This window comes from Bradyrhizobium sp. Kon10 (assembly GCF_055807395.1).
In genome coordinates this window covers 42,934-56,744 of the sequence record NZ_JBVVOZ010000027.1, presented here as the reverse complement: position 1 = coordinate 56,744, position 13,811 = coordinate 42,934, and the positions used below count along the sequence as shown (strand labels likewise).

The window sequence follows — 13,811 nt, the reverse complement described above, 5'->3', positions numbered from 1 at the left end:
GCTGCAAGGAAAGATGATGGCTCGGCATGGCCTCAACATTCCTTGGGATCGACGAGCCCGTCGCTGCGCCCGACGATCTCGTAGTTTCCGCCCTTGGCGACTGCGGTGTACATCTTCATCTTGCAGTGCCGCTTGCCCGGAACCATCTCGGCCGGTCCGCCCGGACCTTCCGCGATCTTGGCGTGGTCGAGCGCGGCGGCGACCGACTCGCGATCGACCTTGCCCGCCTCTTTCACAGCGGCCTCCCACAATTTCAGGCCGCGATAGGTGCCGGTCGCGGCGCTTCCGGCGGCGAACAGGAAGTTGCCGGGAAACTCCTTCTCATAAGCCGCCTGGATCTTCGCGTCGAACGCATCCTCCTTGGTCAAGACCTTGAAATAGTCGAGACAGCTTGCCAGCCCCTCGATCTCGGCGGCCTGATTGATGTTGAGGGTGTTCTCGTCATAGTAGACGCAGGCCAAGCGCCCGCCGTTCTTGAGGAAGCCGGCCTCATAGAGCTGCTTGAAGAAGGGGCCGACGCCCGGCGGAATGACGGTGTTGAAGACGACGTCGACCTTGTTGGAGATGATGCGGTTGACCGTCGAGGAGAAGTCGATCTGGTCGAGCGGGTAATATTCCTCGAACACGACCTCGCCGCCATTGGCCTCGATCACCTTGCGGGCATAGACATTGAGCGTGTGCGGCCAGACATAATTGGCACTCGGCAGTGCGAACTTCTTGCCACCGTTCTTAATCAGCCAGGGGATGAATTCGTCGCATTGCTGCGCCGGCGTCGGACCTGTGCAGAACAGATAGGGCGTGCACTCCTTGCCCTCATAGAGCTGCGGATAGATGTAGAGCGTCTTACCGCGCGCCACGATCGGATCCTTGATGGCGTTGCGCATCGACGAGGTGATGCCGCCCAGCACCATGTCGACCTTGTCGCGCTGGATCAGCTTTCGCACGTTGCCGACGGCGACTGATTCGTTCGAGGCGGTGTCCTCGATATAGAGCTCGAGCGGCCGGCCGAGCAGGCCGCCGGCATCGTTCATCTGCTTGACAAGCATCTTGGCGACGTTGGCGTCCGCCGTGCCGGCATAGGCGATCGGTCCGGTCAGATCGGTCGCGATGCCGACCTTGATTGGCCCTTCCGCCGCATTGGCCCAGCCGGCTGGGATCACCCAGCTGCCCACGCCGGTCGCGACCGCGCCGGTGGCAAAGGCGAAATTGCCGAGAAAGCGGCGGCGGGTGAGATTGGATCGATCAGTAAACATTGGACTAAACCCCTTTTCCAGCGATGAGGCCCTGTGGGCGGAATTTGATGAAGACAATGGCGAGCACGAAAACGAGGACATCCGCGACGACAGGTGCCATCACCCATGGCAGCGCGGCACTCAGCGTGCCGATGACGCCGGCGCCCGCGACCGGCCCGATGAAGGAGCCGACGCCGCCGACCATGACCGCGACAAAGCCCTGGATGAGGAAGCGCAGGCCGAGATCGGCAAAGAGACTGAACACCGGCACGATCAGCGCGCCGGCAAGTCCGGCGAGCGCTGCGCCGAACGCGAAGGTTGCGCCGTAGATCAGCGGCGTCGAGATGCCGGACGCCCGGGCCAGCGCAGGATTTTCCAGCGTGGCACGCACGCGCAGGCCGAAGCTGGTGCGTGACAGCAGCAGATAGCAGCAGCCCATCACCAGCAGCGTGATGACGATGATGGTGAAGCGCCATGCCGAGATGTGCATGGCCCCGATATCGATGGAGCCGCCGATCGGCTCGGGCACGGTCAGATAAAAGCCGCCGATCAGGCCGCGCACGGTCTCGCGGATGATCAGGCCAAGCGCATAGGTGCCGAGCATCGCGACGATCGGTGCGGCATAGAAGCGGCGGATGATCAGCGCCTCCAGCACGAAGCCGAGCGCGCCGACCAGGAAGGGCGCCGCGACCATGCCGGTCCAGATCGGCAGGCCTTTGGCATAGGCCAGATAGGTGATGTAGGCCCCGAGCAGGACGAACTCGCCCTGCGCGAAGTTGAAGATGCCCATCATGCTGGCGATGATCCCGAGCCCGAGCACGATCAGGACGATGATCGCGCCAAAGCTCAGGATCTCGAACGCCGCGACGAACGCGTTAGCCATGTGATGCTGTTCCGTTCGCCTGCATCAATGTCTCGCTCACATCTTCTTCCAGTCGCCGATCTGCTCGAAAGCGTGCGCGGCGCGGTAGATGGTGGATTCCTCGAACATGCGGCCGACCAGCATCAAGCCGACGGGAAGGCCGTCGACCATGCCGCAGGGCAGCGACATCGCGGGATGATGGGTGATGTCGAACGGCGCGGTGTTGGAGATCATCTCCAGCGCCCGGGCGACATAGTCCTCGCGGCTCGCGGTGGGCTCCGGCAGCTTGGTCGCCTTCATCGGCGTCGTCGGCAGCAGCAGCAGGTCATATTCCCCGAACGCCTTGTCATACGCGGCGGTCAGGCGGCGGGAGATGTTGAGCGCCTTGCCGTAGTAGCGCGGACCGAAATTGTTGTTGATGTAGGTCCCGAGCAGCAGGAACAGCTTCGTCGTCTCGGACAGCGAATCCGCCTGACGCCGCCAGCCGCGATGAAAATCCATCAGCGAGGTCGAATAGAGATCGGACCGGCTGAGACCATAGCCATCGCCATACATCATGGTCTGGGTCATGCCCTCGGTCCCGATCGGCGTCCAGATCGCAGGGCCCATGAGGTGCATCGGGATGGAGATGGTCTCGACATTGGCGCCGAGATCCTTGAAGCGTTTTGCCGCCTCGCGCACGCTTTCATTGACCGCCGCTTCCGCATTCGCCTGCTCAAAGCCCTCCTTGAGGATGCCGATCTTCATCCCCTTCACGCCCTGGCCGAGCGCCTTGGTGTACTCTTCGACCTTCGGGGCCTTGATGCGAGGATCGTAGCCGTCGTCGCCGGCGAGCACTTCGAGCATGAGCGCGTTGTCGGCGACATTGGCCGTCATCGGGCCGGTGTGATCGACGAAGATCTCGATCGGCATGATGCCGGTGTAGGGCACGAGGCCCCAAGTCGGCTTCATGCCGTAGGTGCCGCAGAACGAGGACGGCATGCGGATCGAGCCGCCCTGGTCGCCGCCCATCGCCATATCGGCTTCGCCAAGGGCGACGACAACGCCGCTGCCCGAGGACGAGCCTCCGGCCGAATAGCCCATCTTGTAAGGATTATGCACCGCGCCGACCGCGCCGGTGTGGCTGCCGCCGGACATGCAGAAGGATTCACAATGGGTCTTGCCGAGGATTTCTCCCCCGGCGTCCAGGATGCGCGTGACGACGGTCGCATCGAAATCGGGGACGTAGCCCTCGAGCGTCGCCGAGCCGTTCATCATGGGAACGCCGGCGAGCATGATGTTGTCTTTCAGCGCAATGGTCTTGCCCTTGAGTTTGCCGGTCGCCGCGCCTTTCACGGTGGATTTGCGATACCAGGCGTTGCGTGGGTTCTCTTCAGCCGACGGCCGGTAGCCCGGCGTACGCGGATATTTCACCTCCGGCACCTCGTCCGGCATGGCGCCGACGAGATTGTAGGCTTCGATCGAGCCTTGCATCAGGCCGCGGAACGAGGCGACATCTTCATCTGTCAGCGCGAGGCCGCATTGCTCGGCGACGCTGCGAAGTTGGGCGGGCGTGGGAAGGGCAACTGTCACGGCGCTCTCCTTGAGGCTTCTTGATCCCTGGCTTTGGACGGACAGCCTCTCGGGTCGCGCCTGCGCGGCGCGGCCCAATCGGCGTCACGTCGATATTACAGACGGAAATATTTTCCTTTTCAAGTATTATTTTGGATCGAGGTCGTATCGAAATGGCCGCGCCGGCGTCAGACCGGCTTGATCAGCTTGAAGTCGAGGCCGTCGGCTTCGGCGAGATACATCTGCATCCGGGCATGGCCGTTGCGAACGGTGACGGGGCCGCGCGCGCCGCCATAGACGATGTTGCGGCCCGCCGCGAGCATCGGCCCCATCGCCAACGTGCCGGCCTTGTTCGCGACGGCTTCGAGGAAGCGCAGCCCTTCATAGGTGGATTGGCCGAGCGAGCCGATCGGCGGCCCGTTCGGCCCGAACATCAGCCGATAGCGGCTTTGGAAGTCGTCATTGGCCCGCGAGCCGATGCCGGGAAAATAGCCGGAGGCGCAGAACATGTTCTCGCTGTTGTCGGCGCCGATGCCGAGCAGCACGGTCTCGTCCATGGCACCGGCCAGCCGCAGCGTCGTGGCGGCAAGGCCGCATTCGCCGAACGCGCGGTTGAAGGTGATGCTGTCGGTGCCGATCAGCGAGATCAGGACGACGTCCGGCCTCGCGGCACGGATACGCGCCAGATGCGGCTCGTGATTGTCTTCACCGAGAGGAACGAACTCCTCGCCGACGACCTGGCCTCCAGCCTCCTTGATGTAGCGCTTGACCGCGCGGTGGGACTGCCATGGCCAGACATAGTCGCTGCCGATCAGGTACCAGCGCGCCGCCTTCTTGACGTCGGCAAGCCAGTGGATCGACGGCCGGCTCTGCCAGCGCGGCGTCTCGCCGATCGCCATGACGCCCGGCGTCTGCTCGCCGCCCTCGTAAACGGGCGTGTAGATGTAGGGAATGCGGTGCCGCGTGGTGACCTTGCGCAGACCGACCCGTACCGCGCTGGTGTGCAGTCCGACGATGAGATCGACCTCGTCGAACGCGATCGCCTGCTCGGCGCGGTCCAGGATGTCGTCGAGCGGGCCGCCGGCGTCGTAGATCGAAAGCTCGATCTCGCGTCCGAGAATGCCGCCGCGCTTGTTGATCTCGGCGACCGCGAGCTGCGCACTGCTGGTCGCACACGGACCCCAGACGCCGGGCGAGCCGGTGCAACAGATGAAGCCGCCGATGCGAAGCTTGTTGGCGCCGCGCCGTTTGAGGAAGGCATGATCACCCGGCGAGAGCGCGCCGTCGGCCGCCGACGACAGATTCCGCAACAGCAAGGACGGCGGCAACGCCGGACCGCCGTGAGCCGGGAAGTTTACCGTCGCGTGCACGCCAACTCCTGTCTGGCACCAGACTTGAAAGCCCATTGAGGCAGGCGGCCGCGGCATCCGCCCTTTTGTTGTGCAATCATCCTATTTTGAAAATATTGAATATTCAAGAATTGAAGTGCATATAGATGCAGCATTGATTGCAAGACATTCACTCAATTGGGTCAAGACGAAGCCTTAGCCGTGGCAAAACCGAACTCCCCGATCACCGAACACCTCGCTTATTTGCTCGCGCAAGCCAACCGGGAGATCAACCGGCAGCTGGAACTGCGGCTGAGCAAGGAAGGCGTCCCCGTCGAGCAGTGGCGCATCCTCAAGGTTCTCTCCGATGGCAACGGCCATTCGATGGGCGAGCTTGCGGATGCCGTGCTGCTCAACCATCCGACGCTGACCAAGATGATCGACCGCATGGTCTCCGACACGCTGGTCTATCGCGTGCAGGACCCCAACGACCGCCGCAAGGTTTTGATGTTCATCTCCGACCGCGGCAAGGTGCTGAGCAAGAAGCTCAACACGCTCGCGGTGGACCAGGAGGAGCACATCCTGGAGAGCTACGGCGACAAGTCGACGAGCGAGCTCAAGCGGTTGTTGGAGAGTTTGATCGACAGCTCGAATTGAGTGTTGGTTAGCGCACGCCATCTCAACACACGTCGTCCTGGACCAGCGAAGCGGAGCGCCGATCCAGGACCCATTACCCCAGAACGTGGCTTGGCGAAAACTCGCCGTCGCCAGCTTCGCGCCACAACCTCTCCCCGGGATAATGGGTCCTGGCTTTCGCCAGGACGACGTGGTGAGAGCGCTGAGCACCACACACAGCTGTCATCGCCCGATTTAATCGGGCGATCCAGTATTCCAGAGACTGATGTGTTTTGAGCCGAGAAGCCGCGGCGTACTGGGTCGCCCGGCTAAACCGGGCGACGACAGCGGAGAGTGAGGCGCGAGCTTCGCGCCTCAAACGTAACGCAGCTTACGCGTACCGCCCGTGGCAGTGCTTGTACTTCTTGCCTGAGCCGCACGGGCAATCCTCGTTGCGGCCGATCTTGCCCCAGCTTGCGGGATTCTTCGGATCGCGCAACGCGGCGTCGGTGGCCTGCGCACCCAGCGTGACGCTGGCGAGCGCCATCTCGTCTTCGCCGGTGTTCGGGTCGAACTTGTGCGCTTCCATCGCGGGCAGCACCGGGGCTTCCTGCTCCGGCGGGACGATCTCGACCCGCATCAGCTGCGCGGTGACAGCCTCACGCAGGTGAGCGCTCATTTCCTGGAAGAGGTTGAAGGCCTCGGTCTTGTACTCCTGCAACGGATCGCGCTGGCCGTAGCCGCGCAGGCCGATCACCTGGCGCAGATGGTCGAGCATGATCAGATGCTCGCGCCAGAGATGGTCGAGCGTCTGGAGCAAAATGGTCTTCTCGACGTAACGCATCACGTCGGGGCCCCATTGCCCGACCTTGGCCGCCATGTGCTCGTCGGCGCGGGTCTCGATGCGGCTGAGCAGCTCCTCGTCGGCGATGCCCTCTTCCTTGGCCCAGTCCTGGACCGGCAGGTCGAGATCGAGCACGCGCTTCAGCTCTTCCTTCAGACCGGCGACGTCCCACTGCTCGGCATAGGCATGCTCGGGCACGTGTTTGGCGACGAGGTCGTCGATGAAGGCGTGTCGCATGTCGGCGACCGTCTCGGCGACGCTCTCGTCCCTCATCAGCTCGACGCGCTGGTCGAAGATCACCTTGCGCTGGTCGTTCTGGACGTTGTCGAACTTGAGCAGATTCTTGCGGATGTCGAAGTTGCGGGCTTCGACCTTCTGCTGGGCCTTTTCGAGCGCCTTGTTGATCCAGGGATGGATGATGGCCTCGCCCTCCTGCAGGCCGAGACGCTGCAGCATGCTGTCGAGACGATCCGAGCCGAAGATGCGCATCAGATCGTCTTCCAGCGAGAGGAAGAACTTCGAGCGGCCGGGGTCGCCCTGACGGCCGGAACGGCCGCGGAGCTGGTTGTCAATGCGGCGGGATTCATGCCGCTCGGAGCCGATGATGTAGAGGCCGCCCGGCTTCGTCACGGTCTTGGCGGGCTTCGATCCCTTGGCCGGCTCGATCTCGACGGTCTCCTCGGCCTTCAGCACGATCTCGCGGAAGCGCTCGACGTCGGCCTTGATCTGCTCGATCTTCCTGGCCTTCTCGGCCTCGTCCTCGATGCCCGCAGTCTCCTTGGGGATGCGCATCTCGAGCGAGCCGCCGAGCTTGATGTCGGTGCCGCGGCCGGCCATGTTGGTCGCGATCGTGATCGCGCCGGGCACGCCCGCTTCGGCAACGATATAGGCTTCCTGCTCGTGGAAGCGCGCGTTCAGCACCGCGAACAATTTTGCGGGCTTGCCGGCACGGGCCGCGGCATAGAGCTTGTCGAGGGCGTTGTCCTTGCCGAAATCGATCTGCTTGTAGCCGTGCGCCTTGAGGAATTCGGCGAGCACTTCCGACTTCTCGATCGAGGCGGTGCCGACCAGCACCGGCTGCAACCGCGAATTGGCGCGCTCGATCTCGGCCAGGATGGCGCCGTATTTTTCCTTCTGGGTGCGATAGACTTCGTCGTCCTCGTCGAGGCGGCCGACCGGCACGTTGGTCGGGATCTCCACCACTTCGAGCTTGTAGATGTCAAACAGCTCGTCGGCTTCGGTCAACGCCGTGCCGGTCATGCCGGCGAGCTTTTCGTACATCCGGAAATAGTTCTGGAACGTGATCGAGGCCAGGGTCTGGTTTTCCGGCTGAACCTGCACATGCTCCTTGGCTTCCAGCGCCTGGTGCAGGCCTTCGGAATAGCGGCGGCCCTGCATCATGCGTCCGGTGAACTCGTCGATGATGATGACCTCGTCATCCCGGACGATGTAGTCCTTGTCGCGGGTGAACAGCGTGTGGGCGCGCAGCGCCTGATTGATGTGGTGCACGACGGAGACGTTCTCGACGTCGTAGAGCGATTCGCCCTTGAGCTGGCCGGCGTCGCGCAGCAGCGTCTCGATCTTCTCCATGCCGGCTTCGGTCAGCGTCACCGTGCGCTGCTTCTCGTCGACCTCGTAATCGGTCTTGTCGAGCTTGGGCAGGAAGCCATCGATGGTGTTGTAGAAGTCGGAACGGTCGTCGAGCGGGCCGGAAATGATCAGCGGCGTGCGCGCTTCGTCGATCAGGATCGAGTCGACTTCGTCGACGATCGCGTAGAAATGCGGCCGCTGGACCATGTCCTCGAGCCGGTACTTCATGTTGTCGCGCAGATAGTCGAAGCCGTATTCGTTGTTGGTGCCATAGGTGATGTCGCAGGCATAGGCCGCCTTGCGCTCGGAATCGTCGAGGCCGTGGACGATGACGCCGGTGGTCAAACCGAGGAAACTGTAGATCTGGCCCATCCAGGCGGAGTCGCGGCGGGCGAGATAGTCGTTGACGGTGACGACGTGGATACCTTTGCCGGCCAGCGCGTTGAGATAGACCGCAAGCGTCGCAACCAGCGTCTTGCCTTCGCCGGTCTTCATCTCGGCGATGTCGCCCTCGTGCAGCACCATGCCGCCGATCAGCTGGACGTCGAAATGGCGCTGACCGAGCGTGCGCTTGGCGGCCTCGCGCACGGTGGCGAAGGCCGGCACCAGCAGATCGTCCAGCGTCTTGCCCTCGGCAAGCTGCTTCTTGAAGTCGGCGGTGCGCGCCTTGAGCTCCTCGTCGGAGAGCTTGACGAGCTCGGGCTCCAGCGCGTTGATCGCGTTGACGCGGGACTGATATCCCTTCACCCGCCGGTCGTTGGCGGAGCCGAAAAACTTGCGGGCGAGCGCGCCGATCATACCTAGTTCCTGTGTTCGCGATTCAACCGCGTTGCGGCCAAGAAGTTGTCGTCCGCCTGCCCATCAACTCGCCGTGACGCCCGATGGCACCAGAGCCCGGACCGCGGGGTTCATCCGCCATATGGGTGGGAATTGAGCAAGTCCGGGTTCAACGGCCAAAAACGCAGCAAAATAAACGCCATCGCCATGGTCGCGACCGGGCAGAGATATGGCCCGGTCAGGGCCTTGTCAACGGCAGCCGCATTGCAGCTAATTCATCATTTTGACAGAGTTTTCGCGTTGCCAAGCCCCCCTGAATTGGGCGAGTGTCCGCCCCGCTCGAGCAGCCCCCTGCTTCAACAAAAGGATTTTCCATGACCACCTCGTTCCCGGTAACCAAAACCGGCCTGCGCTTCGGCCTCGCCACCGCCCTCGCGGGCTGCCTTGCGCTGGCGCTGATCGCAGGTCCCGGCCGGGCCGCCGACGACCCTGTTCTGGCGAAGGTCAATGGCGTTGACATCAAGAAGAGCGACGTCGCCATGGCGGAGGAGGAACTCGGGCCGAGCCTTGCCCAGATGGACCCCGCGACCAAGGACGAGAACGTCCTGTCCTTCCTGATCGACATGAAGATCGTGTCCAAGGCCGCCGAGGACAAGAAGGTCGCCGACGGCGAGGAGTTCAAGAAGCGGATGGCGTTCGCCCGCAACCGCCTGCTGATGGACAGCCTGCTCGCCCAGGAGGGCAAGGCCGCCACCAACGATGACGCCATGAAGAAGGTCTATGAGGAGGCCTCCAAGCAGATCACCGGGGAGCAGGAGGTGCGCGCCCGCCACATCCTGGTCGAGACCGAGGACGAGGCCAAGGCGGTGAAGGCCGAGCTCGACAAGGGCGCCGATTTTGCCGAACTCGCCAAGAAGAAGTCCAAGGATCCGGGCTCTGCCGACGGCGGTGACCTCGGCTTCTTCACCAAGGAGCAGATGGTGCCGGAATTCTCTGCGGTCGCCTTCGCGCTCGAGCCGGGCAAGATCTCCGACCCGGTGAAGTCGCAGTTCGGCTGGCACATCATCAAGGTCGAGGAAAAGCGCAACCGCAAGGCGCCGGAGTTCGAGCAGGTCAAGCCCCAGATCGAGCAGTATGTGACCCGCAAGGCCCAGGCCGATTATGTCGCCAAGCTGCGCGCCGACGCCAAGGTCGAGCGGCTGGATCAGCCGGCGGATGCGGCGAAGGACGCCAAACCGGCCGACGCTGCCAAGCCTGCGGATGCCAAGCCGTCCGACAGCAAGATGGCGCCGCCCGCGAAGAAGTAAGAATTCGCTGTCACTTCGCGGACGCCAATAGTATCTAACGTCGCAATGGCCGGGCTTTGCCCGGCCATCTGCATGTCCAGACCTACCAAGGCGCCCTCCGATGTCCTCAGCCGTCTCCCCGCTCGCCCCGACACATGTCCCCGAGATGCCCGCAATCGCGGGAATCCGTCTCGCCACGGCCGAGGCCGGCATCCGCTACAAGAACCGCACCGACGTGCTGCTGGCGGTGATGGACAAGGGCACCGCAGTCGCGGGCGTCTTCACCAAGTCGAAATGCCCGTCCGCGCCGGTGGAATGGTGCCGCGCGAAACTGAAGGGCGGCAAGGCCCGCGCCCTCGTCGTCAATTCCGGCAACGCCAATGCCTTCACCGGCAAGACCGGCCGCGGCTCGACCGCGCTGACCGCGAAGATCGCGGCGAAGGCGGTCGGGTGCAGCGAGAGCGAGATTTTCCTGGCCTCGACCGGTGTGATCGGCGAGCCGCTGGACGCGACCAAGTTTGATGGCGTGCTCGGACGGCTGGCCGAGACCGCCGAGCCGGCCTCTTGGCTCGGCGCGGCCCAGGCGATCATGACCACCGACACCTTCCCGAAGGTCGCGACCGCCACCGTCAAGCTCGGCAAGGCCAAAGTCACCATCAACGGCATGGCCAAGGGCGCCGGCATGATCGCCCCCGATATGGCGACGATGCTGTCATTCATCTTCACCGACGCGCCGATCGCGCCCGCCGCGCTCCAGGCGCTGCTCAAGAGCGGCGTCGAGGACACCTTCAATGCCGTGACGATCGACGGCGACACCTCGACCTCGGACACGCTGCTGGCCTTCGCGACGGGCGCCGCGGCCGAACAGGGCGCGCCGAAGATCAGCCGTGCCAGCGATCCGCGCCTGAAAGCTTTCACCAAGGCGTTCCATCGCGTGCTCGCCAATCTCGCCGAACAGGTGGCGCGCGACGGCGAAGGTGGGCGCAAGCTGGTCGAGATCACGGTCGAGGGCGCCGTTTCGAAGGCATCGGCGCGCAAGATCGCGATGTCGATCGCCAATTCGCCATTGGTGAAAACCGCAATCGCCGGCGAGGACGCCAATTGGGGCCGCGTGGTGATGGCGGTCGGCAAGGCCGGCGAGCCGGCCAATCGCGACAAGCTCTCGATCGCCTTCAACGGCATCCGCGTCGCCAAGAGCGGCGCGCGCGATCCGTCCTATGACGAGGCGCAGGTGTCGGAAGCGATGAAGGCGCCGGAGATCGCGATCAAGGTCTCGCTCGGCCTCGGCAAGGGCCGCGACCGCGTGCTGACCTGCGACCTCACCAAGGAATATGTCGCGATCAACGGGGATTACAGGTCGTAAATCCTCTCCCTCAACCCAAACGCGGGCAGTCTTTCCCAGCATGGCCGATCTCAAACTGACATTGGTGGTGGCCTGCGCACTGATCGACGCCGACAAGCGCGTGCTGATCGCGCAGCGTCCCGAGGGCAAGACGCTGGCCGGCCTGTGGGAATTTCCGGGCGGCAAGTGTGAGCCCGGCGAGCGGCCGGAGCAGAGTCTGATCCGCGAGCTCGACGAGGAGCTCGGCATTACCGTCGCCGAACCCTGCCTCGCGCCGCTGACCTTTGCGAGTTACGCCTACGAGACCTTCCACCTGCTGATGCCGCTCTACGTCTGCCGCCGCTGGGAAGGCTTGGTGACGGCGCGCGAGGGCCAGACGCTGGCCTGGGTCCGCGCCAACAAGCTGCGCGACTATCCGATGCCGCCCGCCGACATCCCGCTGATCCCGCATTTGATTGATTTGCTGATGTGAGACGATACGCACAGCACGCCTCAATCTCCATCGTCGTCCCGGACAAGCCCGCCCAAAGCGCGCGCAGATCCGGGACCCATAACCACAGGGTCATATTGTAGAGGAAGTGGTCACTCCGAGTCGTGGCAACAACTGCTTCCTGTGGCTATGGGTCCCGGCCTTCGCCGGGCTATGTCTCCCTCGCCTTCTTCACCGCCTCCGCCAGACTGGCTTTCGCCGATCCCGGCTTCAGCGGTTGCTGCTGGCTTGCATGCGGCGCCCAGCCGGAAAGCCAGATGATGTCGAAGGTCGCGCGGATGCGGCCGTCGGCATCGGCAAAGCGCTCGGCATAGATTTCGGCCATGCGCAGCAGCGTCGCGCGCCGGGTCGGTGTGCGGCGCCGCTCGATCAACACATTGGCCGCGCCCATGCGGCGGAGATCCTGCATCAGCGCAAAGGCGTTGGAATATCGCACCACGACGCGGTCGACGTCGGTGACGGGCAGCGCGAAGCCCGCCCGTTGCAACAGCGCGCCGATGTCTCTGAGATCAGCGAAGGGTGCCACGCGCGGCGATACGCCGCCCTCGCATTCGGCTTCGGCTGCCGCGAAAGCCTGGCGCAACTCGGTCAGGCTGTCGCCGCCGATCATCGCCGCGAGCAGCAGCCCGTCCGGCTTCAGCGCGCGACGGATCTGCGCGAGCACGCCCGGCAGGTCATTGACGAATTGCAGCGCCAGCGCCGAGACGACGAGGTCGAGGCTCTCGGGCGCGAATGGCAGCTTCTCCTCGCCGGTTGCACCAGGCGCAATCCGCTGAAGAGAGGGCAACTGTGCACGCAAGGCTGCGAGCCCCTCGCCGGACGTCCAGAGATCGGCCGGAGCGTGAAACTCGCGCATCACCGCGCCCAGCCGGTCCGACATGTCCTCGGCCACGCGATCGAGCAGAAATCTCACCGCACCTTGCGCCTGCGCGCGCCGTTGCCGCGCATGCAGTAACGCACGATCGAACAGAGCGGGCGGGGTTTGCGGGTCTTGAGCCATGCCGCTGGTTACGCCGATCAGGACGGTTCTGGCAATCCACTGCGTGTGGCGCTAGCCTTCCCCTATGGAAGTCGACACCGCTCGCTTGCGTTCCATCGCTGCGCCCCTGCGCAGCGCGTGGACGGCCGGCCGCCACGTGCTGTCGCACGCGGCAAGGCTCGCGCTCGACATTGCGCTGCCGACCTTGTGCGTATCCTGCCGCGAGCCGGTCGATGGCGAAGGCGTCTGCGCGGCCTGCTGGGCAAAATTGTCGTTCATCGCCCCGCCCTATTGTCCGCGGCTCGGCATTCCCTTCGTCTACGACCCCGGCCCCGACATGCTGTCGATGGAGGCGATTGCAAGCCCGCCGGCGTATCAGCGGGCCCGCGCAGCGGTGCGCTATGACGATGTCGCGCGCACGCTGGTGCATGCGCTGAAATACCAGGACCGCACCGATCTGGCGCCGGCCATGGGCCGCTGGATGGCGCGGGCGGGGGGCGAGCTGCTCACCGGTGCCGACATGCTGGTGCCCGTTCCGCTGCATTGGCGAAGGGCCTGGCGCCGCCGCTACAACCAGTCCGGGGCGCTGGCGCGCGTCATCGAGCGCCAGAGCGGCGTGAGGGTGCGCGGCGAGGTGCTGCGCCGGGTGCGCGCCACCGAGCAGCAGATCGGCCTGTCGCGGGCCCAGCGCTCCACCAACGTGCAGGGCGCGTTCCAGGTATCTGCTGACCGTCAGCCCGAGGTTCAGGGCCGCCGTATCATCCTGATCGACGACGTTCTGACCTCCGGCGCGACGCTGGACGCCTGTGCGCGGGCCTTGCTCCGGGCCAAAGCGGCGCAGGTCGACGTGCTGGTCTTCGCCCGGGTTGTCGAGAGCCGGTGAAGTCCCATATAATTCAATGAATTCATGACATG

11 protein-coding genes are annotated in these 13,811 nt (G+C 64.2%); 5 read left to right on the top strand and 6 right to left on the bottom strand.

Going from position 1 to position 13,811, the window contains the following annotated elements:
• Positions 1–32 precede the first annotated feature (32 nt).
• From AC0L2O_RS28210 to AC0L2O_RS28195, 4 genes are all read right to left on the bottom strand, one after another.
• A complete protein-coding gene (locus tag AC0L2O_RS28210; protein ID WP_473372024.1) occupies positions 33–1,253 on the bottom strand; it encodes a substrate-binding protein in 1,221 nt (406 codons plus the stop codon).
• A 4-nt stretch (positions 1,254–1,257) separates the two neighbouring features.
• Positions 1,258–2,115: a branched-chain amino acid ABC transporter permease gene (locus AC0L2O_RS28205; protein ID WP_409191066.1), complete on the bottom strand. Its 858-nt coding sequence runs from the start codon at positions 2,113–2,115 to the stop codon at positions 1,258–1,260.
• 36 nt (positions 2,116–2,151) lie between these two features.
• Positions 2,152–3,666, bottom strand: a complete 1,515-nt coding sequence (locus AC0L2O_RS28200) for an amidase (protein WP_473372023.1) — start codon at positions 3,664–3,666, stop codon at positions 2,152–2,154.
• 167 nt (positions 3,667–3,833) lie between these two features.
• Positions 3,834–5,015, bottom strand: coding sequence for a substrate-binding domain-containing protein (locus AC0L2O_RS28195; protein ID WP_473372022.1), 1,182 nt, complete (start codon positions 5,013–5,015; stop codon positions 3,834–3,836).
• 180 nt (positions 5,016–5,195) lie between these two features.
• Here AC0L2O_RS28195 and AC0L2O_RS28190 point away from each other — a divergent pair, with 180 nt between their 5' ends.
• Positions 5,196–5,630, top strand: coding sequence for a MarR family winged helix-turn-helix transcriptional regulator (locus AC0L2O_RS28190; protein ID WP_369719832.1), 435 nt, complete (start codon positions 5,196–5,198; stop codon positions 5,628–5,630).
• Positions 5,631–5,979: 349 nt separating this feature from the next.
• Here AC0L2O_RS28190 and secA read toward each other — a convergent pair whose 3' ends face one another.
• Positions 5,980–8,820: a preprotein translocase subunit SecA gene (gene secA, locus AC0L2O_RS28185; RefSeq protein ID WP_473372021.1), complete on the bottom strand. Its 2,841-nt coding sequence runs from the start codon at positions 8,818–8,820 to the stop codon at positions 5,980–5,982.
• 353 nt (positions 8,821–9,173) lie between these two features.
• Here secA and AC0L2O_RS28180 point away from each other — a divergent pair, with 353 nt between their 5' ends.
• The 3 genes from AC0L2O_RS28180 (at position 9,174) to AC0L2O_RS28170 (ending at position 11,899) form a co-directional block, all read left to right on the top strand.
• A complete protein-coding gene (locus tag AC0L2O_RS28180) occupies positions 9,174–10,106 on the top strand; it encodes a peptidylprolyl isomerase (protein ID WP_473372020.1) in 933 nt (310 codons plus the stop codon).
• Positions 10,107–10,206: 100 nt separating this feature from the next.
• Positions 10,207–11,448 carry a bifunctional glutamate N-acetyltransferase/amino-acid acetyltransferase ArgJ gene (gene argJ, locus AC0L2O_RS28175; protein WP_473372019.1) on the top strand — a complete coding sequence of 414 codons (1,242 nt, stop codon included), beginning with the start codon at positions 10,207–10,209 and terminating at the stop codon, positions 11,446–11,448.
• 40 nt (positions 11,449–11,488) lie between these two features.
• On the top strand, positions 11,489–11,899 hold the full coding sequence (locus AC0L2O_RS28170; protein WP_369719835.1) for a (deoxy)nucleoside triphosphate pyrophosphohydrolase: 411 nt from the start codon (positions 11,489–11,491) through the stop codon (positions 11,897–11,899).
• A gap of 169 nt (positions 11,900–12,068) precedes the next feature.
• On the opposite strand, the gene AC0L2O_RS28165 is transcribed toward AC0L2O_RS28170, so the two are convergent.
• A complete protein-coding gene (locus tag AC0L2O_RS28165) occupies positions 12,069–12,917 on the bottom strand; it encodes a methyltransferase domain-containing protein (protein ID WP_473372018.1) in 849 nt (282 codons plus the stop codon).
• A 64-nt stretch (positions 12,918–12,981) separates the two neighbouring features.
• On the opposite strand from AC0L2O_RS28165, the gene AC0L2O_RS28160 reads away from it, so the two are divergent.
• The gene (locus AC0L2O_RS28160) at positions 12,982–13,779 is read left to right on the top strand and encodes a ComF family protein (protein ID WP_473372017.1); all 798 of its coding nucleotides are present in this window, start codon (positions 12,982–12,984) and stop codon (positions 13,777–13,779) included.
• Positions 13,780–13,811 lie beyond the last annotated feature (32 nt).

Excerpts from the sequence above, each read along its gene's own strand:
- AC0L2O_RS28210 (WP_473372024.1), bottom strand. The coding sequence starts at position 1,253 with ATGTTTACTGATCGATCCAATCTCACCCGCCGCCGCTTTCTCGGCAAT.
- AC0L2O_RS28205 (WP_409191066.1), bottom strand. The coding sequence starts at position 2,115 with ATGGCTAACGCGTTCGTCGCGGCGTTCGAGATCCTGAGCTTTGGCGCG.
- secA (WP_473372021.1), bottom strand. The coding sequence starts at position 8,820 with ATGATCGGCGCGCTCGCCCGCAAGTTTTTCGGCTCCGCCAACGACCGG.
- AC0L2O_RS28180 (WP_473372020.1), top strand. The coding sequence starts at position 9,174 with ATGACCACCTCGTTCCCGGTAACCAAAACCGGCCTGCGCTTCGGCCTC.
- argJ (WP_473372019.1), top strand. The coding sequence starts at position 10,207 with ATGTCCTCAGCCGTCTCCCCGCTCGCCCCGACACATGTCCCCGAGATG.
- AC0L2O_RS28170 (WP_369719835.1), top strand. The coding sequence starts at position 11,489 with ATGGCCGATCTCAAACTGACATTGGTGGTGGCCTGCGCACTGATCGAC.
- AC0L2O_RS28165 (WP_473372018.1), bottom strand. The coding sequence starts at position 12,917 with ATGGCTCAAGACCCGCAAACCCCGCCCGCTCTGTTCGATCGTGCGTTA.
- AC0L2O_RS28160 (WP_473372017.1), top strand. The coding sequence starts at position 12,982 with ATGGAAGTCGACACCGCTCGCTTGCGTTCCATCGCTGCGCCCCTGCGC.